Raw genomic sequence first — 21,304 nt, 5'->3', positions numbered from 1 at the left:
AGCTGCTCGACCTCCTGGAAGGACCCCGGGTCCAGGAGCAGCTCGATGCGCTCCCGCGCCGTCAGCTTGCCCTTGGCGTGCTGCGCCTCGGTCGCGGCCGGTGCGCCGTCGAGGACTTCACGGCGGATGCGGTCGAGTTCGTCGATCCGCTCCTGCATCGTCATGGCCGACTCCCTTGTCGGTTCAGCTGGTTCGGTGGGCGACGTAGTCGCACAGGGCCAGCAGCGCGTGCCGGGCCGGAAGCGCGGGCAGCGGGTCGAGCGCCGCGCGGGCCCGGTCCAGGCGGCGGTGCAGCACGGCCTCGGTCTCGGCGAGGGCGGGCGAGCGGGCGAAGAGGTCCAGGGCGCGCCGGGCGGCGGCCGCGGGGACGGGGCCCGTCGCGAGCAGGTCGCGCAGTTCGGCGTCGGCCGGGCCGGTGCCGTCCAGGACCAGCAGCACCGGCAGGGTGGGCACGCCGGCGAGCAGGTCGGTGCCGCGCTCCTTGCCGCTGACGTCGGCCGGGGACCGCAGGTCGAGGAGGTCGTCGGCGATCTGGAAGGCGACGCCCAGGTGTTCGCCGTACTCGGTCAGGGGGGTCACGGCGCCGGGTGCGCCCGCCTGGAGGGCGCCGATGCCGAGGGACATCGACAGCAGGGCCGCGGTCTTGCCCGCGATCACCTGGAAGTAGTGGGTGACGGGGTCCTCCCCGGGGGCGGGGCCGGTCAGTTCGCGCAGCTGGCCGGCCACCAGGCGCCCCGCGGTACGGGCGTTGAGCTGTACGGCGTCGGGGCCCAGCTGCGCGGCCAGCTGGGCGGCGCGGGCGAGCAGCCAGTCGCCGCCGAACACCGCGGCCCGTTCGCCGAAGCGGGCGTGGACGCTGGGCACGCCGTGCCGGGTGGGGGCGCCGTCCATGACGTCGTCGTGGTACAGCGAGGCCGTGTGGACGAGTTCGGCGACGACGGCGGCCTGGGTGATCCCCTCCCGCCACGGTTCGCCGAACTCGGCGCCGAGCAGCACCAGCAGCGGGCGCAGCCGCTTGCCGCCGGCCTCGGCGAGATATCCGGTGAGCGCGCCCACGCGGGGATCGCCTGCGTCCTGCGCCAGGGCCAGAAGCCATTTCTCGACGCGCTCCAGGGATTCCCCGAGCCGGGCCTCCAGGCCGGGATCGTCGAGGGCGAGCCGGCCGAGCGAACCGGATTCCCGGGGTTCGGCGAGATTTTCCGGCGCGGTCCCGGCGACGTGCCGCACACTCATGGCCAGACCCTTCCGACGCGTGATGGAGCAGTGTCGATTTCGTACATGTGGACGACCACTCTCCGCACCGGCCCCGTGCGCCTCAACTGCGCTGACATGAAGGTGCCACCCGCCGCGGGGCACGCCGGGAAACGCACGGCGTCAGGTTCCTGCCATATTCCGGGCGGCCGGTCCGGAATCCGGGGACCGACGTTATGTTCCCGTTCCGAATACTGCTTTGGACTCGACTCCCCTGAAAGGGACGGGAATTGCGTACCCGATTCGCTCTCTCCGCCGTGCTCGCCGCCGCCGTGCTCACCGCCGCCGCCCCCACCGCCCTGGCCGCCGGGGACGACGCGCGGCCCGCCGCCCGCTCCTGCGGCACACTGCGGCTGACGGGTTCACTGCCCGTGCCGCCCGCGGGCATGGCGGTGCAGCAGGACGTCTCGATCGGCGCGGACTGCACCCCGCGGCCCGGCGCGGTGCGCCTGGTGCCGGTGGACCGGGCGAAGGGGGCCGCGCCGGCACGGCGGGCCACGGCCGCCGCCACCGCCACGGACGGCGCCCACCACATCTCCAGCTGGAACGAGATGTACGACTGCTGCAACATCCGGATGACCGGCCTGTACACGACCTCCGACTGGACCACCGGCGGCGGCCGGGTCGTCACCGCCGCCACCGACGCCACCGAGCAGCACAACCGTGAGCCGTGGAACGCCGGGTGGTCCCTGGCGTCGTCCGCCCACGGCGCCGACTGCACGGCCGACTGCGCCGCCTCCCACGCCGAGGCGCACGCGGACTTCAGCTACCGGGGCATCTTCGACGTGACCGGGAACTGGTACGCCAACAGCCACCACTCCTTCGTCGACCTGGGCGCCGACGGCACCGCCTCCTGCCGTTTTGACGTCGAGCTGCGCCACACCTTCGCCGGCTGGAACTGGCGGCACGGCTGCGCCTGACCGGTTTCGGACGAGCGTCCCCGGGGGCGCGGGCCGTCACGTGCACGGACGTATGGCAGCAAGCTGCCACGGATCCGGATACGGAGGCCCGCGCTTCCTACACTCGCCGAAACCCCCCACCGCACCGAACCCGCCGGAGGTGCTCCCTGTGCGGACCTGCCGGGCATCGGCCCGCCACACCGCTCACGGGCAACCGGACCACCCTCCGGTCATGACCGACGAACTCAGTGGCGCACCGGCCCACTTCCGGGCTCCGGCATCCGGCCATCGCCCCGCTGGGCAGGCCGGGCGGCGCCGGGCCTGCGCGCCCCTGCTCCTGCGGGGCCCGCTGCCGGAGGCGACGACCGTCTCCTCCGGCAGCGGCGAGGGCGCCCGGGACGTGCGGATACCAACGTTCACGAAGGAGTCTCATGTTCGGACGGATCGGACGGGCAGCCGTCCTCCGGCCCTGGCTGACCATCTCGGCCTGGATCGTCGCGGCGGTGGCGCTGGCCGTACTCGCCCCGCAGCTGAAGTCCACCAGTGACCAGGCCGACTTCCTGCCCTCGCACTACGAGTCGGTCCAGGCCGGCAAGGTGCAGGAGCGCGCCTTCCCGCAGCACGAGCAGCCGGCGGCCATCGCGGTGTTCCAGCGGGCCGACGGCGGGAAGCTGACGGCCGCGGACCGGGCCGAGGTCACCGAGATCGCCTCCCGTCTGCAGGGACTCGGCATCGACCACATCAAGCGGATAGCGACCGACCCCCAGGCCGTCTCGCCCAACGGGCGGATCGCCATCGCCAGTGTCGTCGCCACCGTCAAGGACCCCTACGACCCGGGGCTGATGGACTCGGTCGGGAAGGTGCGCGAGAAGGCCCGGCCGCTGCTCAAGGGCACTGATCTCAAGCTCGGCCTCACCGGGCAGGCGGCGAGCGCGCTGGACTCCAAGAACGCATCGGGCGACACCGACGCCATGATCATGTCGGCCACGCTGGTGCTCATCGTCGTCCTGCTGCTGATCATCTTCCGCAGCCCGCTGATCGCCGTGCTCCCCGTGCTCATCATCGGGGTGGCCTTCATGGTCGCCACCGGACTGATCTCCACGGCGGCGGAGCTCGGCGGTCTGAAGGCCGACAACTCCATCTCCGCCATCCTGATCGTGGTCCTGTTCGGCGTCGGCACCGACTACATCCTCTTCCTGCTCTTCCGCCACCGCGAGCAGTTGCGCTCGGGGCAGGCACCCAAGCAGGCCATGATCACCGCGGTCACCCTGGTCGGTGAGACCATCGCCTCCGCGGCCGGGGCCGTCATCGTCGCGTTCATGGCGCTGCTGCTGTCCACCATGGGCATGCTGCGCACGATGGGCCCCTCGCTCGCGATCTCGGTGGCGGTGGCCCTGCTCGCCGGACTCACCCTGGTGCCCGCCGTCTTCTCGCTGCTCGGCACCAAGGCGTACTGGCCGTCCAAGTCCTGGCGCAAGCAGCCGAAGAACGCGCTGGCGGGCCGGATCGGCAAGCTGGCCGCACAGCGCCCGGCGGCCGTCGCGACCGTCACCGGCGGTGTGCTGCTGGTGCTGGCCGCCGGCGTGCTCGGCTTCCGCGCGGAGTTCGACACCACCAGCTCGCTGCCGCAGCACCTGGAGTCCGTGCAGGCCATGAAGGACATGCAGCGCGGGTTCCCGGCCGGCGAGACCGACCCGACCACCGTCTACCTGGAGAAGGACGGCGGCGGTGCGCTGACCAAGCCGCAGCTGGCCGCGTACGGCGCGGCGCTGGCCAAGGTCGACGGGGTGGGCCAGGTCTCCCCGCCCGTGCTCGCCCCCGGCGGCCGGGTCGCCCAGTACAGCGTGGTCCTGGACCACAAGCCCACCGGGGACAAGGCCATCGGGCTGGTCTCAGGACCGCTGCGGGACGCCGCCCACCGGGCCGCGCCACAGGGTTCGAAGGCGCTGGTCGGCGGCACCACCGCGGTGCTGGCCGACATCGAGAACGCGGTGAACCACGACTACAAGGTGGTCTTCCCGGTCGCGGGCGTCGCCATCATGCTGATCCTCGGCCTGCTGCTGCGCAGCGTGATCGCCCCGCTCTATCTGATGGTCTCCGTCGCGCTCGGCTTCGGTGCCACGCTGGGCGCCACCGTCTGGCTGTTCCAGAACAGCCAGGGCAAGGACGGGCTGCTGTTCACGCTGCCGGTGATCGTCTACCTCTTCGTGGTGGCGATCGGCACTGACTACAACATCCTGATGGTGGCCCGGCTGCGCGAGGAGATCGAGCAGGGCCGCCCGCCGCGGGAGGCGACGGCCCGGGCCGTCGCCCGCTGCGTGCCGACCATCGGCGCGGCCTCGGTGATCCTGGCCGGCACCTTCGGCGTGCTGATGCTCGCCGAGAACTCCATGCTCCAGCAGATGGGCTTCGCGGTGGCGTTCGGCATCCTGCTGTCCGCCTTCGTGATGGCCATGCTCCTGGTGCCCGCGCTGACGACCCTGCTCGGCCGCCGCGCCTGGTGGCCGGGTCACCAGGTGGCCGACGCCCCGGCGCCGGTCCCCGTCCCGGACGACGAGCGCACGCTCGTGTGACCCATGTGATCCGTGCGAGAGGAGGGCGCCGTCCGGTCCCCGTCCCCCCAGGGGGCGGGGGGCCGGGCGGCGCACATCTGATGGAGCTCACCCTTTTCCTGTTCATCGCCGCCCTGACCCTCGTCCTCACGGTGGCGCTCCTGTCGGTCGGGGCGCGACGCCTGCTCGGCCTGAGAATCGGCAAGATGCGCGCCGCCCTCACCGGCCTGGTGGCCATGGGGGCCAGCGGTCTGATCGGCGAGGCGATGGGAGAGGCCCGTCGCGGGGCCCTGGTCTCGGTGCAGATCGGGCTGACCGTGCTGGTCGCGGTGGGCTTCCTCGCCCTGTCGGAGGCGGTGGTGCCCTCCGGCTCCCTGTCCGGAGTGGTCCGCTGGCCGCAGGCGGTGCGCCGGCGGCTGGCCCGCACCCGCCGGTACGGCCAGCTGAGCCGGATCGCCGTGCGCCACGGGCTGGGCAGCGCGCTGCGCGGGCGCGGGCGCGGCGGTCCCGAAGCAGCCCTGGAACGCGGCCAGCTGGCGGTCCGGCTGCGCCTGGCCCTGGAGGACGCCGGGGCCACGTTCGTCAAGCTCGGCCAGGTGCTGTCGACCCGGTACGACCTGCTGCCGCCCGAGTTCGTGGTGGAGCTCACCAAGCTGCAGCACCAGGTGGCGGCGGAACCCTGGGAACAGGTGCAGCGGGTGCTGACCGAAGAGCTGGGCCGGGAACCGGACGCGTTCTTCGCCCAGTTCGACGCACAGCCGCTCGCCGCGGGGTCCATAGCCCAGGTGCACCGGGCCCGGCTGACCACCGGCGAGGAGGTGGTGGTCAAGGTGCAGCGGCCCGCCGCCCGTGACGTGGTCGACCGGGACCTGGACATCCTGTTCCGGATGAGCCGCAAGTTCGAGGAACACACGGCGTGGGGCCGGGACATGGGAGCGGTGGAGCTCGCCGAGGGCTTCGCGACCTCCCTCAACGAGGAGCTGGACTTCCGTATCGAGGCCCGCAACATGGCCACGGTCCGGGCAGCCGGCAACCGCCCCGGCATGGTCTCCACGGTCCGGATGCCGCTCGTGCACGAGGAGATGTGCAGCCGGCGGGTGCTGGTGCTGGAGTGCCTCAGCGGCACCCCGCTCAACGCCGCGGGCGCCGTCATCGACGAACGCGGCCTGGACCGCACGGAGCTGGCCCGCCAGCTGCTGGAATGCGTGCTGGAGCAGATCATGATCGGCGGTGTGTTCCACGCCGACCCGCACCCCGGCAACATCATGCTGCTCGACGACGGCAAGCTCGGTCTGCTCGACTTCGGCTCGGTCGGCCGTATCGACAGGGTGCTGCGGGCGGCGCTCGGCAATCTGCTGCTCGCCATCCACCGCAGCGACCCGGTCGCCCTGGCCGACGCGCTCCTGGAACTGGTGGACCGCCGCGAGGACATCGACGAGATGCGTCTGGAGCGGGCTCTCGGCCGGTTCATGGCCCGCCATCTCACCCCCGGGGTGCGGCCCGACCGCGAGATGTTCGCCGACCTGTTCCTGCTGGTCGCCCGGCACGGGCTGACCGTGCCGCCGGAGATCGCCGCGACCTTCCGGGCCCTGGCGACCCTGGAGGGGGCCATGGAGCAGCTGGTCCCCGGCTTCGACATCGTCGCCGAGGCCCGCGCCTTCGCCGCGGAGCAGCTGCAGCGCAAGCTGACCCCGCAGTCCGTCGGCCGGGTGCTGGCGGAGGAGACGCTCGCGCTGGCGCCGATGCTGCGCCGGCTGCCGCGCCGCATCGAGCGGATCACCAACTCGCTGGAGCACGGCCGGCTGGGGGTGCAGGTCCGGCTGCTCGCGGACGAGCGCGACCGCCGTTTCGTCAGGTCCCTCGTGCACGATGTGCTGCTGGCATTCCTGGGCGGGATCACCGCGCTGGTCGGGGTGCTGCTGCTCGGCACCCGCAACGGGCCCAGGCTCGGCCCCTCGCTCGCGCTGTACCAGCTTCTCGGCTACAACGTGCTGGTGGTCAGCTCCGTCCTGGTGATCCGGGTGGTGTTCACCGTCTTCCGGTCCCAGCGGCGGCTCCCCGGGCGCTGAACCACGGGGAGCCGGGCCGCCCGCCCCCGGCCCGCCCGGGGCGGGCGCCCGGGGGCGGGTCCGGCTCAGGCGGCCGTGAACGCCACCGGCAGACTGCTGTAGCCGTACAGGAAGTTGGAGTACACGCGCCGGGCGGGTCCCCGCGACTCCACCTCGGCGACCATGTCCCGCAGCGCCGCGAGGAGCGCCTTGAGCTCCTCGCGGCCGAGGAACGCGCCGAGGCAGAAGTGCGGTCCGAAGCCGAAGGTCACGTGCTTGTTGGGGGTGCGGCCCAGGTCGTAGCGGCCCGGGTCGGCGAACACGCTCTCGTCGAAGTTGGCGGAGCTGTTCCACAGGGTGACGACGTCGCCGGCCGGTACGGTGCGGTCCCCGATCTCCACGTCGACCAGGGCACGGCGGCCGAAGTGCATCGCCGGCGTGGTCCAGCGCAGCACCTCTTCGGTGGCACTGTCCACGCCCACCTCGCCGGCCTTGAACGCCCGCCACTGCCCGGGGTGTTCGATGAAGCCGAGCACCGCACCGATGGACGCCATCCGGCTGGACTCGTCCCCTCCGATGATGAGGCTGTAGCAGTTGAGGACGATCTCCTCCTCGGTGAGCGGCCTGCCCTCGATCTCCCCCGTGGCCAGGGCGCTGATGACGTCGTCGCCGGGGTTCCTGCGGCGGCTGCGCGCCAGGTCGGAGAAGTACAGCAGGATCTCGTTGCGGGCGAGCCAGGCGTCGTCCACGGTGCCCTCGCTGCTGTCGGCGCTGAGCACCTGCTTGTTCCAGTCGAGCAGCGGCTGGCGGTCCTGCGGGGGCACGGCCATCAGGTCGCAGATGGTGCCCATCGGGATGTGCTCGGCGATCGCCTCCGCGTAGTCGAAGCCGTCACGGTCCACCGCCTGGGCGAGCAGGTCCCGGGTGCGGATGCGCACCTGCTCGACCACGTGGCGCAGGGCACGCGGCGAGAACGACCTGAGCATCAGGTTGCGGATGGCACGGTGGCGGGGGCCGTCGGTGACGGCGAGCATCTTCCCGGCCGCCGAGTCGCCGCCCTGCAGCAGGGTGGCGAGCACATTGCCGCGTTCGGAGGTGAACCGGTCGTTGTCCTTGTAGACGGCCAGCACGTCCTCGTAGCGGGTGAGCGCCCAGAAGCCCGGCCGGCCCGCGGCGGGCCGGTGGTGGTGGACCGGGCGCTCGGTGCGGAACCGCCGCCAGAGGTCGTGCAGTTCTTCGGGGCTGTCGGTGACGAAGGTGCTGGGGTCGGTGAGATCCACGGCGTCCAGGTCACCAGGTACGGCCCGGACGGTCTCGGTCGCAGTCATGTCCGCTCTCACTGTCTGTTCCACGGGTTCATGGGTTCGGTGGGCGTGCGCCGGCCGGCGACTCGGCGCGCCGCCGGATGCCGTGCAGCCACTCGCGGCGGATGAGGCCGCTGGGCAGGCGGATGAGCATCCAGTAGCGGGCGAACCGGCGCCGGGCCGCCTCGTCGGTGCTGAGCACCCGCGTCTCGGTGGTCAGTCGTCCCTCGCCGACGCGGAAGTCGAAGGCGACCTTGTAGTGGCCGGGCCGGTCGAAGGCCGCGAAGGCGTCCGCGACCGGTTCGGCGAGACGGGCCGGCCCCTTGGGCTCCTCGGTGGCGACGACCGCCCCGATCACCAACTGGCTTTCGTCGCGGTGCAGTTCGGTGAAGCCGCCGCTGGTCATGGAGGCCAGGAAGGGTTCGCCGGCCTTGTCCCGGCGGGTGCCGAGGGAGCCGGCCAGCATCAGGACGTGGAAGAGGGGCAGGTCGCGCCAGCGGGTCTCGTCGACCGCGCGCAGTACCCGTTCGCCCGGTGCCCGCACCGCGATCGTGTGCCGCTCCCGGTGGTCCCAGCGGGGCAGCAGCCGGTCCATCGCCCGGTCGGCCATGTCAGTCACTTCCTTCCCGGACCGGCTCGGCCGTCGCGGTCGTCGCGGTCGTCGCGTCGCGGGCCGTGGCCGGCTGCCGGGTGCGTCGCTGGAAGCCCAGGGCCATGACGAGGAACAGCAGACCGCCGAGCATCCAGTAGGGCTCGTAGACGAGGACGCTGAACCGGTCCTCCCCGGTCAGCGGCTTGTCACGCTGCCCGGCGAGGAAGACCGCAAGGTCCACCATGGCCGGTGCGGCGTGGAAGATCATCAGCAGGGCGCAGCCCCAGGCTCCGAACAGCACCAGGCGGCGCGGGAAGAACAGGCCCCAGTTCTGCACCAGGGCGAGCGAGAGCGCGGCCCCGCCGAGGTTCATCGGTATGGCGATCAGGTCGATGACGAACAACGGCTTGTTGTCGACCAGGGATTCGCCGGGCGGCAGCCCGATCGTCCCGCCCAGGGCCCAGTAGCTGTGGAACGCCGCGAACACGACCATCCACGCACAGGCGGTGAAGGCCGTTCTGCGCTGCCATGCCGTCGCGGGCAGTGTACGGCGGGCCCGCTCGTTGACACGGGCCAGGGCGCGGGTGACGGCAGCGGGTGTGCTTTCCATGACGTTCCAATCGCGGTGGACGGTGTGTTCCCGTCGGATCCGGGTCAGGCGGACAGCTCGGATCCGTACCCCATCGGGCAGCCGTAGACTGTCTCGCCGCCGGACCCCGTGTCACGCTCTTCCGCAGGTGTGGCGTGAACGTGACTGCGGGCCTCGTGCAGTTCGGGGAAGAACCACTTGTCGAGGGTGGAGCGCAGGAACTCCGATCCCGAACTGCCGCCGCTGCCGGGCCGGGTGCCGAGCGCGCGCGCCACCAGCAGCCAGTGCTGGTAGCGCCAGCGGTGGAAGAACGCGTCGTACTCGAGGAGGTCCTCGGCCGTGTCGCGCAGTTCCTCCTCGGACCGGCCCGGGGCGAAGAGGTCCTCGCAGGTGAGCCCGCGGCGCCGCAGCACCTGGGTGAACACGTCGTTCAGGTTGGGCTCGTGGAAGCGGCTCAGCAGTCGTTCGCGCTCGGCGACGGTGGCGCCGGGCAGGTTCAGGTAGCGGCGGTCGCGCAGCCCGGAGACCATCTCCACCTCGCGGAACTGCACGGACTGGAAGCCGCTGGACTCGCCGAGCGCGCCGCGGAACTCGTTGAAACCGGCGGGCGTCATGGTGGCGAGCACATCGAGGTGGCCCAGCCACAGCGAAGCGACCCGGTTCAGACGGCGCAGCCCGCGGCGGGCCGCGCCGAAGCGTTCGTCCTGAAGTGCGTCGCGCACGCCCTCCAGCTCGTGCAGTGCGCAGGAGAACCACAGCTCGATGGCCTGGTGGGTGATGATGAACAGCATCTCGTCGTGCGCGTCGGTGCGCGGGCGCTGGAGGGTGAGGAGTTCGGGGACCTCCAGGTACGAGCCGTAGGAGAGCGGTTCGGCGGGGGCTGCGGGGTGCGTCAGGGGTTCGGCGATGGTGTCGGTCATGGGATGGTCCCCTCGGTGTGCGACGCTCAACGAGCGACGGCGGTGCGGTACTTGCGGACGGCCAGGGGGGCGACGACCGCGAGGATCAGCGCCATCCAGGCCAGGCTGAGCACGACGGGGTGATCGTTCGGGAAGGAGTGCCCCGTGGTGGCGGCCGGGTTGCCCCACAGTTCGCGGCAGGCGCCGACCACGGAGCTCAGCGGGTTCCACTCGGCCGCCACGGTCAGCCAGTGCGGCAGTCCGGTGAGCGGGATGAAGGCGTTGGACAGGAACAACACGGGCATCAGCAGCAGCGACGGCACGGACGACGCGGTCGTCGGGTCGCCGAGCGAGAGCCCGATGTAGGCGCCCAGCCACGCCAGCGTGAAGCCGAAGAGCAGCAGGATGCCGAAGCCGGCGAGGACCTTGGGCGCGCTCTCGTGGGTGCGCCAGCCGATGCCGAGGCCGACCGCGGCCATGGCCAGGCAGCTGAGCGCGCGCAGCACGGTGTCGCCGAGGGTACGTCCGATGAGCACGGCCGCACCCGACATGGGCAGGGAGCGGAAGCGGTCGACGAGCCCGTTGCGCAGATCGTCGACGGCGCCGACCGCCGTGCCCGGGACGGCGCTCATGACGCCCTGGACGAAGATGCCCGCCATGATGAACTCGGCGTAGTCGCCGTGCGGCACCTCGATGACGCTGCCGAACAGCACGCCGAAGAGCAGGACGAACACCATGGGCAGCAGGACGGCGTTGACCAGCCGTCCGGGGGCCCGCCGCAGGTGCCGCAGATGCCGTTCCAGGCAGATCAGCCCGTCGTTCAGGGCGGACAGCAGCCCGTCACGGGGTGCCGTCGGGGTCAGTGTGCTCATGCCGCGCTCCACTCCTCGCTGCGGTCGTCGCTGCGGTTCCGGTTGTGGTCGTCGCCGCGCTTCTCGTTGTGGTCGTCGCCGCGGTCGTCGGTGCGGCCCTCGGTGTGTGCGGGGGTGCCGGTGCCTGTGGTGAGGCTGAGGAAGACGTCGTCGAGGGACGGGCGGCGGACCGCGAAGTCCGTCACCGTGACCCCGGCGGACCGCAGCTCCACGGCCGCCTCGGCGATGTCGTGCAGACCGCCGTCCAGCGGCACGGACAGCACCCGGCCGGCGTCGTCGGCGTACGGCACCGCGCCCACGGCGCGGCTGAGCGCGGCGACCGCGGCGGGACGCTGGGCGGGATCGGTGAGCGCCACTTCCAGGCGCTCACCGCCGACCCGGCGCTTGAGTTCGTCGGAGGTCCCTTCGGCGATCACCCGGCCGGAGTCCACGACCACGATCCGGTCGGCCAGTTCGTCGGCCTCCTCCAGGTACTGGGTGGTGAGCAGCACGGTGACCCCTGCCGCGACCTCCTCGCGGATCATCTCCCACAGGCCGAGCCGGCTGGCCGGGTCGAGTCCGGTGGTCGGCTCGTCCAGGAAGAGCACGGACGGCCGGGCGACCAGGCTGGCCGCCAGGTCCAGCCGGCGGCGCATGCCGCCCGAGTAGGTGCCGGCGGGCCGGCCCGCGGCGTCGGCGAGGTCGAAGCGGTCGAGCAGTTCGGCCGCCCGCTGCCTGGCCGCGGGGCGGGACAGCCGTTGCAGCATGCCGATCATCCGCAGGTTCTCGGCGCCGGTGAGCTGCTCGTCGACGGCCGCGTACTGGCCGGTGAGGCCGATGGCCCGCTGCACCTGCCGGCGCTCGCGCACCACGTCGTACCCGGCCACCCGGGCGGTGCCCGCGTCGGGTTCGAGCAGGGTGGCGAGGATGCGCACGGTCGTGGTCTTGCCCGCGCCGTTGGGGCCGAGCACGCCGAGCACGGTGCCGGCCGGGACCGCGAGGTCGACGCCGCGCAGGGCCTCGTGGTCGCCGTACCGCTTGCGCAGTCCCTCCGTGTGTATCGCCAGGTCCACTGTTCGCTCCTCACTCACCGCGGACTCGGTCCGCGAGCACTCGGCCGATCTCTGCGATCGGCCCGGGACGGGTCATCTCGTCGTGGGCGCAGGCGACTTCGCGGATGTCCAGCCGTCCTGCCACATGGGGCTGCCAGGTCTCGGCGCTCGGTGCGTCCTCGCCGCGGTCCTCGGTGGCGAGGAAGTACAGGACGTCGCCGCGGTACACGCCGGGCCGCAGTGCGTCACCGACGGCCTGGTTGTTGGCGGCGACCCGCTCGATGGCCGCCACGTGCCGGGCCTGCAGTCCGGCCAGGCCCGTCTCGCCGGTGCCGAGCAGTTCCGCCACGGCCGCGTGGTCGAGCGGCCGGCCGTCGTCGGCGGGTGCCCGGCCGGTGAGCCCGGCCAGTCCGCGCAGGAAGTCGTCGCCGTGATGTTCGACGTGCCTGCGTCCGGTCGGGTAGGCGTCGAGGAGGGCGAGCAGGGCGACCTCCTCCCCCTCGGCCTGCAGACGGGTGGCCATGAGGTGGGCGACCAGACCGCCGAAGGACCAGCCGAGCAGGTGGTACGGGCCGTGCGGCTGGACCTCCCTGATCCGGGCCAGGTAGTCGTCGGCCATCTCCTCGGCCGTCGCCGGGAGCCGGTCGTCCCCGGTCAGTCCCCGGGCCTGCAGCGCGTACACCGGACGGTCGCGTTCCAGGGCCGGTACGAGCCCGGAGTAGACCCAGCCGACGCCGAGGCCGGGGTGCACGCAGAACAGCGGCGGCAGGGTGCCCGTGGACCGCAGCGGCAACAGGACCTCCAGGGCGTCGTCGAGCGACTCGTCGCGGCCCTCTCCGCCGAGCCGGGCGGCGAGCCGGGCGACCGTCGGCGCCTCGAAGACGGTGCGGACGGTGAGACTCACGCCCAGGTCCTCGCGGATACGGCCGGCCAGCCGCATGATCAGCAGGGAGTGGCCGCCCAGGTCGAAGAAGTCGTCGTCGATTCCGACCCGTTGTGCCCCGAGCACCTCGGCGAACAGGGCGCACAGCAGTTCCTCGCGGGGCGAGCGCGGCGCGCGGTAGGCCCGTAGGGACGTGAACCCCGGTGCGGGCAGGGCCCGTACGTCGAGCTTGCCGTTGTGGTTGAGCGGCAGGGCGTCGAGGGTCACGAACGCGGCGGGCACCATGTACTCCGGCAGGGCGTCGGCGACCCGTGCCCGCAGCTCGTCCGTCCCGCCCACGGCGTCCCCGGTGAGGTAGGCGACCAGCCGCTGGTCGCCCGGGGTGTCCTCGCGCAGCACCACGGCGGCCCGGCCGACGCCCGGGTGCCCGGTCAGGACGGCCTCGATCTCCCCGGTCTCGATGCGGAAGCCGCGCAGCTTGACCTGGCCGTCGGCTCGGCCGTCGTAGACGAGCCTGCCCTCGGCGTCCCAGTGGGCGAGGTCGCCGGTGCGGTACATCCGCGTCCCGGCCGGCCCGAACGGGTCGGCGACGAAGCGTTCGGCGGTGAGCGCGGCCCGGTCGAGGTATCCGCGGGCCAGGCTCGCGCCGGCGATGTACAGCTCCCCGCGCACACCGGCCGGGACGGGGCGCAGCCACGCGTCGAGCACATGGGCCCGGGTGTTGGCGAACGGGCGGCCGATCGGCACCGGCCCGGCGGGCAGCTCCCGGCCCGGCTCGATGCGGTACTGCGTGCAGTTGACGGTGGCCTCGGTCGGTCCGTACACGTTGATCACGGTGGCGCCGGGCCTGCGGGCACGGAACGCGCCGAGGGCCTCGCCGGTCAGCGCCTCGCCGCCGACGAGGAGTTCGCCGGTGGGAACGTGGGCGTCGGGCGCGGCCGCGAGCAGCGGCAGATGGCTGGGGGTCGCCTTCAGGAACGTGATGCCGCTGCCGGCGCCCGGTTCGTCGTCGAGTGCGGCGATCCGGACCTGGCCGCCGGTGACCAGCGGGGTGTAGAGGGCGGTCACGGTCAGGTCGAAGGTGACCGGCGAGTGCAGCAGGGCGGTGCCCGCGGCGCTCGGGTGGGCGCCGGCCGTCCAGCTCAGGTAGTCGGTGACCGAGCGGTGTTCGATCACCACGCCCTTGGGCCGGCCGGTCGAGCCGGAAGTGTAGATGACGTAGGCCGGGTGCGCCGGGCGGAGCCGGGCGGTGCGGTCCGCGTCCGTGAGGTCGTCGCCGTCCCGTTCCGCCAGGTCCCGGACGGTGCCGGGGTCGTCGAGCAGCAGCGGGGCGGGGCCGGCGGGGAGCCCGGCGGCCGTGCCGCTCTCGCTCAGCAGCAGCACGGGGGCCGCGTCGGCGAGCACGAACCGGGTGCGCTCGGCCGGGTGGTCCGGGTCGAGCGGCAGATAGGCCGCGCCGGACTTCAGCACCGCCAGCAGGGCGACCACCAGACGGGCCGAGCGGGGCAGCGCGATCGCGACCAGCCGCTCGGGGCCGGCTCCGTGGGCCGCCAGCAGCCGGGCGAGCCGGTTGGCGCGGGTGTTCAGCTCCTCGTAGGTGAGCGTCTCGTCGTCGGCGACGACCGCGGTGGCGTGCGGGGTTCGCCGCACCTGGGCCTGGAACAGCGCGGGCAGCGGCTCCTCGGGCACCTCATGGGTGCCGCCGTCGCCGTGGGCGAGCAGGGCGCGGCGCTCTTCGGGCGTGAGCACGTCGAGGGTGCACACGGGTGCGTCGGGCCGGTCGGTGGCCGCGGTGAGCAGGGTGTTCAGCCGCTCGGTGAGCCGCTGCGCGGTGCTGCGGTCGAACAGTTCGGTGTTGTACTGCAGCACTCCGTCGACGCCGGCCGGGGTGCCCGCGGAGTCGAAGCGTTCGCCGAGGTGCACGGCCAGGTCGAACTTGGCGACGGCGGACTCGGCGGCGTACGGGCTCGTGGTGAGGCCGTCGAGCCGGAAGTCGGCCTCGGCGTTGTTGTGGACGGAGAGCAGCACCTGGAAGAGCGGATGCCGGGCCAGCGACCTGGCGGGGTTGAGCACCTCCACGAGCCGCTCGAACGGCAGGTCCTGGTGGGCGTAGGCGGCGAGGTCGGTCTCGCGGACCCGGGCGACCAGTTCCCGGAAGGTGGGGGTGCCGGAGGTGTCGGTGCGCAGCACCAGGGTGTTGACGAAGAAGCCGACGAGGTCGTCGAGGGCGTCGTCGGTGCGGCCGGCGACCGGGGTGCCGACGGGGATGTCGGTGCCCGCACCCTCCGCGGTCAGGACGGCGGCGAAGGCTGCCTGCAGCACCATGAACATGCTGGCGCGGGTGTCGTGCGCGAGCCGGGCGAGCCGGGCGTGCAGCATGGCGTCCAGGGTGAACGGCAGGCCGGCGCCGTGGTTGCCGAGGACCGCGGGCCGGGGCCGGTCCAGGGGCAGTTCGAGCTGGTCGGGCAGGCCGTCCAGGGTCTGCTTCCAGTGGGCGATCTGCTGGGCGGCGACACTCCTCGGGTCCTGCTCGTCGCCGAGCACCCTGCGCTGCCACAGCGCGTAGTCCGCGTACTGCACGGGCAGCGGTGTCCAGGCAGGTGTGCCGTCCGCCCGGCGGGCCGCGTAGGCGGTGGCGAGGTCACGGGCCAGCGGAGCCATCGACCAGCCGTCGGTGGCGATGTGGTGCACCACCAGGAGCAGCACGTGCTCCTCGGCGGCGGTGCTGAACAGGGTGGCGCGCAGCGGGACTTCGCCGGTCAGGTCGAATCCGCGGGCGGCCTCGGCCGCCAGCGCGGGGCCGAGCCCGTCCTCGGTGGTGCCGGTGAAGGCGAAGGCGGTGCGGGTCGGGTCGGCGGGCAGCACCTGCTGGCGGGGTTCGCCGTCGGTGGCCGGGAAGACGGTGCGCAGGGTCTCGTGGCGTTCCGCCACGTCGGCGAGGGCCGCATCGAGCGCGTCCCGGTCGACGGGGCCGTGCAGACGCACGGCCAGCGGGATGTTGTAGGTGGCGCTCGGGCCTTCCATCCGGTTGAGGAACCACAGCCGGCGCTGGGCGAAGGACAGCGGCACCGTGTCGGGCCGGTCCGTCGCGCGCAGCGGAGGGCGGGCACCGCCGGCCGCGGCGACCCGTGCGGCCAGCTCGGCCGGCGTCGGCGCCTCGAACAGGGCCCGGATGGCGAGTTCCACGCCCAGGTCGGAGCGGACCCGGCTGACCAGGCGGGTGGCGAGCAGGGAGTGCCCGCCGAGGGTGAAGAAGCTGTCGTCGACGCCGACCGTCTCCAGGCCCAGCACCTCGGCGAAGAGGGCGCACAGGGCCTCCTCCTCCGCGGTCTCGGGTGCCCGGCCGGTGGTGGAGCCGGCGAGTTCCGGCGCGGGCAGGGCCTTGCGGTCGACCTTGCCGTTGGGGGTCAGCGGGAACTCGTCGAGCACGACGGTGGCGGAGGGCACCATGAACTCGGGGAGCACGGCGCCGATGTGCTCGCGCAGGGCTTCCGGGTCCGCCCGACGGCCCTCGGCCGCGACGACGTAGGCCACGACCCGTTTGTCGCCGGGCTCGTCCTCGCGTACGACGACGACGGCGTGGCCGACGGTCTCGTGCTGGGCGAGCACCGACTCGATCTCCCCGAGTTCGATGCGGAAGCCCCTGACCTTGACCTGGTTGTCGGCACGGCCGACGAACTCCAGCTGCCCGTCGGCCCGCCACCGGCCGAGGTCGCCGGAGCGGTAGAGGCGGGAACCGGCGGGGCCGAAGGGGTCGGCCACGAACCGCTGCGCGGTCAGTCCGGGCCGCTCGTGGTAACCCCGGGCGAGGCCGGGGCCCGCGATGTACATCTCGCCGACCGCGCCGGGGGGCACCGGCCGCAGCCAGCGGTCCAGGACGTACACGCGGGAGTTGACGAAGGGGCGTCCGATGGGAGGGGTGCCTCCGACGCCGAGGGGAGCGCTCATGGTGGCGCCGACGGTGGTCTCGGTCGGGCCGTAGCCGTTGAGGATACGGCGGCCCGGTGCCCAGCGGGCGACGAGCTCGGGTGTGCAGGCGTCGCCGGTGGAGACGAGGGTGGCTCCGGCGAGCACCTCGGGGCCGGCCGGGAGCGAGGCGAGCGCGACCGGCGGCAGGGTGGCGTGGGTGATCCGGTGCCTGCGGACCAGGGCGGCGAGCGGATCGCCGGGCAGCAGGTCGTCCGCGGAGCCGAGGACGAGCGCGGCGCCGGAGAGCAGGCCCATCGACAGGTCCCAGAAGCCGGCGTCGAAGCTCACCGACGCGAACTGCAGCACCCTGCTTCCCGGGCCCGCCTGGACGGCGTCGGCCTGGGTGGCGACCAGGCTCGCCAGGCCGTGGTGCGGGACGACGACGCCCTTGGGGCGGCCGGTCGAGCCGGAGGTGTAGATGATGTACATCGGGTGTGCGGTGGTCAGCGGCGTGCGCCGGTCGGCGTCGGTGACGTCGCCGTCGTCGCAGGCGGCGACGGCTGCCTGTTCGGCGGGTTCGTCCAGGACGAGCCGGGGCACGCCCGGGGCCGCGTCGGCGGTTGCTCCGGCGGCCGCGCCGGTGGTGATCAGCAGGCTGGGGCGGGCATCGGCCACCATGTAGGAGAGGCGGTCGGCAGGGTAGGCGGGGTCGAGCGGCAGATACCCGGCTCCGGCCTTGAGCACCGCCCACAGGGCGGTGACCAGTTCCACCGAGCGGGGCACGCAGACCGCGACGAACTGCTCGGGCCCGACGCCCAGTCCGATGAGCCTGCGGGCCAGCCGGTTGGCGCGGGCGTCCAGTTCGGCGTAGGAGACGGTGGCGGCGCCGAAGTGCAGCGCGGGCGCGTCGGGCGTCTCGGCCACCCGGGCCCGGAACAGCTCGGGCAGGGTCGCCGGGGGGATCTCGCGGACGGTGTCGTTGTAGTCGCCGAGCAGGCGCCTGCGCTCCGCCGGGGAGAGCAGGTCGAGCCGGCCGACGGGCCGGGCGGGGTCGGCGACGACGTCCGTGAACAGCCGTACCAGCCGGTCCAGGACGGACCGGGCGGTCGCCTCGTCGAACAGGTCGGGGGCGTAGCACAGCCGCAGGTGCAGGTCGTCGCCCATCAGTCCGGCGGCGAGGTTGAGCGGGTAGTGGGCGCCGTCACGGCCGTCGACGCCGCTGAACCGGACGCCGTCGATCTCCAGTTCCTCGGTGGTCGGGTCGACGGGGTAGTTCTGGAAGACCAGCGTGGTGTCGAACAGCTCCTGGTGTCCGGAGAGCTGCTGCACGTCGGTCAGCCGGACGTGCTGGTGGGCGAGGAGTCCGGCCTGTTCGGTCTGCAGCCGGGTGAGCGCGTCCGCGAGGGGCTCCTCGGGACGGAACCGGACGCGTACCGGCAGGGTGTTGATGAACAGCCCGACCATGGTGTCGACGCCCGGGATCTCCGGTGGCCGGCCCGAGACGATGGCACCGAAGACCACGTCGTCGCGGCCGGTGAGGGCGGACAGCAGCAGTCCCCAGACGCCCTGGACGACGGTGTTGACGGTCAGCGAGCGGCTGCGGGCGAAGGCCAGCAGCGCCGCGGTGATCTCCGCGGGTACCTCGTGCCGCAGCCAGCCGGGCCGTACCAGCTCCCGGCCGCGGTGCACCGGGGCCACGAGGGTCGGCTCGTCGATGTCGTCGAGGGCGCTGCGCCAGGCCTCGCGGGCGGTGTCCGCGTCCTGGCCGGCGAGCCAGGCGAGGTAGTCGCGGTAGGGGGTGACCGGGCGCAGCACGGCCGGGTCGCCCTTGCTGCCGTACAGCTCGAACAGTTCCCGGACCAGCACCGGCACGGACCAGCCGTCCATGAGGATGTGGTGCTTGGTCAGCATCAGCCGGTAGCGCTCGGGGCCGAGCCGGAAGACGGTGAAGCGCAGCAGCGGCGGGCGGGTGAGGTCGAAGCCGCGCGCCCGGTCCTCGTCGGCGTGCCGGGCGAGCTCGGCCTCCCGCTTGTCCTCGTCCAGGGCGCTGAGGTCGATCTGCGCCCAGGGCACCTTGACCTGGCTGTGCACCAGCTGCACGGGCTCGGTCGACCGGTCGTGCCGGAAGCCGACCCGCAGGTTGGCGTGCCGCTTGAGCAGGGCGCGTGCGGCCAGGCGCAGGGCGCGGGTGTCCAGGGGCCCTTCGAGGTCGAGGAGGAGCTGGTGGACGTAGAGATCCGGTCCGTCCTCGTCGTACAGGGCCTGGAACAGCATGCCCTCCTGCAGTGGCGACAGTGGGAGGACGTCCTCGATTGCGGGCTTGCTCACTTGGCCATCTCCCATTCGTCCGTGAAGTCGTCCTCGTCTTCCTCGTCGTCCCGGTGGTCCGGGGCGAGAGGCCCGGCGCCCGAGGTGAAGGCGTCGAGTTCGTCCTGGCTGAGCCGGACCAGTGACAGGTCCGACAGGGTGAGTCCGCCGATGCCGGCCTGCGCGGCGTGGGCCGCGAGCGCCTGTACGGCGCGCGAGAAGCAGGCGGTGAGTTCGCGGACGTCCTCTTCGTGCAGCAGGGTCTGCGGCCAGGACCAGACGAGCAGCAGGCGCGGCCCGTCCGGGTGGTCCTCGGTCATGGCGTTGACGCCGAGGGCGTGGGTGAGCGGGGTCTCCGGGTCGGGCCGGCCGCCGGAGAGGTCGGCGCCGCCGACCATCTCCGCGTCGGCGACCGGCGTCCAGGGCGCGGCTGCGCCGCTGCCCGCCGGAGCGGACCTGCCCAGGTAGTTGAAGCTGATCTGGGGGCCCGGGAGGTCCCTGAGCACGTCCCGGGTGTCGTGGTTGAGGTGGCGCAGCAGGCCGAAGCCCAGGCCGTGGTCGGGCACGGCGCGCAGCTGCTCCTTGACCCGCTTGAGCGCCTCGCCGAGGGCCGCACCACTGGCGTCCGGGCCGGCCGGGTCGTACCCGCCCGGGTCCAGACGGACCGGGTGCAGGCTGGTGAACCAGCCGACGGTGCGGGACAGGTCGACGCCGTCGACGACGTCCTCCCGCCCGTGCCCCTCCAGGTCGACGAGGACCGCGGTCTCGTCCTCCTCGCCGCGGCGGGCCCGCCAGTCGGCGACCGCCAGGGCGAGGGCGGTGAGCAGGACGTCGTTGACGCCCGCCCGGTAGGCGGCCGGAAGGGTGGTCAGCAGCGGGGCGACGTGCTCGGCGGTCTCGGTGGTGGTCAGGAAGCGCATGGTGGCGAACACGTCCTGGCCGGGGTCGAGCGGGCGGTCCCCCAGCAGCGGGTCCGGTTCTTCGAGCATGCCCTCCCACAGCGGGAGTTCGGCCTCGCGCTGTGGGGTGTGGGCGAGCTCCAGCAGGTGCTGTGCCCAGCGGCGGAACGAGGTGCCGGTCGGCTGGAGTGCCGGCTCGGCGCCCTGGTCGAGCGCCTCGCAGGCTGCGGCCAGGTCGGGCACCAGGATCTGCCAGGACACGTTGTCGACGACCAGGTGGTGGGCCACCAGCAGCAGCCTCCCGGCCTGCCCGGCCCCGGTGTCGAACCAGACCGCCTGGAGCATCACCCCGGCGTCCGGGTCGATCCTCCCCCAGGCGGCCTCGCTCTCGCGCGAGGTGAGCGTGCGCAGCTGTACGGCGTCCAGGCCGGCCGCGTCGATGCGCAGCACCCGTCCGGCGGCGTCCACGGTGCCGCGCTCGGGCACCTCCAGCCGCCATTGCCCGGTCTCCCTGATCAGCCGGGCGCGCAGGGCGTCGTGGTGGTCGAGGAGCGTCTGGAGGGCGGTGGTGAGCCGGTCCTCGGTGAGGCCCGCGGGGGCCTGCACGAGCATGGACTGGTTGAAGCGGCCGATGGGTCCGCCGCGTTCGCGCAGCCAGTGCACGGCCGGCGTGAGCGGCACCTCGCCGATGCCGAGGTCGGGGCCTTCGCCGACGACCTGGTCCAGGCTGCCCGCGACGGCGGCGAGCGCGGCCACGGTGCGGTGTTCGAAGACCTGCCGCGGGGTGATGACGAGTCCGGCGGCGCGGGCGCGGCTGACGAGCTGGATGGACATGATGCTGTCGCCGCCGAGGTCGAAGAAGCTGTCGTCGACACCGACCGAGGAGAGGTTCAGCAGTTCCCGGTAGATCCGGCTGATGGTCTCTTCGCGCTCGGTGCCGGCCTGGCGTCCGCCGGGGGCCGCGGACAGGTCGGGAGCGGGCAGGGCCTTGCGGTCCAGCTTGCCGTTGGGGGTCTGCGGGAACTCCGCCAGCACCACCACCGCGGCCGGGACCATGTAGTCGGGCAGCGCCTCGCCCACCTGCGACCGCAGCCTCGCCGGGTCGGCCGTCGCTCCGGCACGCGGGACGACGTAGGCGACGAGCTGTTTGACACCGGGAGAGTCCTCCCGGACGAGAACGGCGACCTGGCCGACACTCTCCTGGCGGGCCAACACGGCCTCGATCTCGCCGAGTTCGATCCGGAACCCACGGACCTTGACCTGATCGTC

At 73.0% G+C, this 21,304-nt stretch carries 13 protein-coding genes; 3 read left to right on the top strand and 10 right to left on the bottom strand.

Annotated elements, in window-relative coordinates; genetic code table 11:
• Together ACFZCP_RS45200 and ACFZCP_RS45195 are read right to left on the bottom strand one after the other, a co-directional pair.
• A partial coding sequence (locus ACFZCP_RS45200) for a carboxyl transferase domain-containing protein (RefSeq protein WP_391442899.1) occupies positions 1-158 on the bottom strand: 158 nt, incomplete at its 3' end.
• Positions 159-183: 25 nt separating this feature from the next.
• The gene (locus ACFZCP_RS45195; RefSeq protein WP_391442896.1) at positions 184-1,233 is read right to left on the bottom strand and encodes a polyprenyl synthetase family protein; all 1,050 of its coding nucleotides are present in this window, start codon (positions 1,231-1,233) and stop codon (positions 184-186) included.
• Between the two features lie 248 nt (positions 1,234-1,481).
• Here ACFZCP_RS45195 and ACFZCP_RS45190 point away from each other — a divergent pair, with 248 nt between their 5' ends.
• The 3 genes from ACFZCP_RS45190 (at position 1,482) to ACFZCP_RS45180 (ending at position 6,771) form a co-directional block, all read left to right on the top strand.
• Positions 1,482-2,171 (top strand): hypothetical protein, encoded by a 690-nt coding sequence (locus ACFZCP_RS45190; RefSeq protein ID WP_391442893.1) that lies wholly within the window; start codon positions 1,482-1,484, stop codon positions 2,169-2,171.
• Between the two features lie 410 nt (positions 2,172-2,581).
• Positions 2,582-4,723, top strand: a complete 2,142-nt coding sequence (locus ACFZCP_RS45185; protein ID WP_391442890.1) for an MMPL family transporter — start codon at positions 2,582-2,584, stop codon at positions 4,721-4,723.
• 80 nt (positions 4,724-4,803) lie between these two features.
• Positions 4,804-6,771: an AarF/UbiB family protein gene (locus ACFZCP_RS45180; RefSeq protein ID WP_391442887.1), complete on the top strand. Its 1,968-nt coding sequence runs from the start codon at positions 4,804-4,806 to the stop codon at positions 6,769-6,771.
• 65 nt (positions 6,772-6,836) lie between these two features.
• Here the strand turns inward: ACFZCP_RS45180 and ACFZCP_RS45175 are convergent, their stop codons facing one another.
• The 8 genes from ACFZCP_RS45175 to ACFZCP_RS45140 form a co-directional block, all read right to left on the bottom strand.
• Positions 6,837-8,078 (bottom strand): cytochrome P450, encoded by a 1,242-nt coding sequence (locus tag ACFZCP_RS45175; RefSeq protein WP_362701136.1) that lies wholly within the window; start codon positions 8,076-8,078, stop codon positions 6,837-6,839.
• Positions 8,079-8,106: 28 nt separating this feature from the next.
• The gene (locus ACFZCP_RS45170; RefSeq protein ID WP_391442882.1) at positions 8,107-8,664 is read right to left on the bottom strand and encodes a hypothetical protein; all 558 of its coding nucleotides are present in this window, start codon (positions 8,662-8,664) and stop codon (positions 8,107-8,109) included.
• A gap of 1 nt (position 8,665) precedes the next feature.
• The gene (locus ACFZCP_RS45165; RefSeq protein ID WP_391442879.1) at positions 8,666-9,256 is read right to left on the bottom strand and encodes a DUF3995 domain-containing protein; all 591 of its coding nucleotides are present in this window, start codon (positions 9,254-9,256) and stop codon (positions 8,666-8,668) included.
• A gap of 44 nt (positions 9,257-9,300) precedes the next feature.
• Positions 9,301-10,155, bottom strand: coding sequence for a tryptophan 2,3-dioxygenase family protein (locus ACFZCP_RS45160; protein ID WP_391442877.1), 855 nt, complete (start codon positions 10,153-10,155; stop codon positions 9,301-9,303).
• 26 nt (positions 10,156-10,181) lie between these two features.
• Positions 10,182-11,006, bottom strand: coding sequence for an ABC transporter permease (locus ACFZCP_RS45155; RefSeq protein ID WP_362701126.1), 825 nt, complete (start codon positions 11,004-11,006; stop codon positions 10,182-10,184).
• On the bottom strand, positions 11,003-12,058 hold the full coding sequence (locus ACFZCP_RS45150) for an ATP-binding cassette domain-containing protein (protein ID WP_391442871.1): 1,056 nt from the start codon (positions 12,056-12,058) through the stop codon (positions 11,003-11,005). Before ACFZCP_RS45150 ends, ACFZCP_RS45155 begins: the two co-directional genes overlap by 4 nt.
• Positions 12,059-12,068: 10 nt before the next feature.
• Positions 12,069-19,157 (bottom strand): amino acid adenylation domain-containing protein, encoded by a 7,089-nt coding sequence (locus ACFZCP_RS45145; protein ID WP_391442866.1) that lies wholly within the window; start codon positions 19,155-19,157, stop codon positions 12,069-12,071.
• The coding region (locus tag ACFZCP_RS45140; RefSeq protein WP_391442863.1) for a condensation domain-containing protein at positions 19,154-21,304 on the bottom strand (2,151 nt) is incomplete at its 5' end. The genes ACFZCP_RS45145 and ACFZCP_RS45140, both read right to left, overlap by 4 nt.

Origin of the sequence: Streptomyces sp. NPDC007971 (genome assembly GCF_042958635.1) — a bacterium.
In the GTDB taxonomy this organism is placed as follows: domain Bacteria; phylum Actinomycetota; class Actinomycetes; order Streptomycetales; family Streptomycetaceae; genus Streptomyces.
Note: the sequence above shows the minus strand (reverse complement) of the source record. Positions and strands in the feature narration are given on the sequence as shown.

What these genes read in the sequence shown, in the direction of transcription:
- ACFZCP_RS45165 (WP_391442879.1), bottom strand. Translation starts at nt 9,256, where the DNA reads ATGGAAAGCACACCCGCTGCCGTCACCCGCGCCCTGGCCCGTGTCAAC.
- ACFZCP_RS45185 (WP_391442890.1), top strand. Translation starts at nt 2,582, where the DNA reads ATGTTCGGACGGATCGGACGGGCAGCCGTCCTCCGGCCCTGGCTGACC.
- ACFZCP_RS45180 (WP_391442887.1), top strand. Translation starts at nt 4,804, where the DNA reads ATGGAGCTCACCCTTTTCCTGTTCATCGCCGCCCTGACCCTCGTCCTC.
- ACFZCP_RS45160 (WP_391442877.1), bottom strand. Translation starts at nt 10,155, where the DNA reads ATGACCGACACCATCGCCGAACCCCTGACGCACCCCGCAGCCCCCGCC.
- ACFZCP_RS45170 (WP_391442882.1), bottom strand. Translation starts at nt 8,664, where the DNA reads ATGGCCGACCGGGCGATGGACCGGCTGCTGCCCCGCTGGGACCACCGG.
- ACFZCP_RS45175 (WP_362701136.1), bottom strand. Translation starts at nt 8,078, where the DNA reads ATGACTGCGACCGAGACCGTCCGGGCCGTACCTGGTGACCTGGACGCC.
- ACFZCP_RS45195 (WP_391442896.1), bottom strand. Translation starts at nt 1,233, where the DNA reads ATGAGTGTGCGGCACGTCGCCGGGACCGCGCCGGAAAATCTCGCCGAA.
- ACFZCP_RS45155 (WP_362701126.1), bottom strand. Translation starts at nt 11,006, where the DNA reads ATGAGCACACTGACCCCGACGGCACCCCGTGACGGGCTGCTGTCCGCC.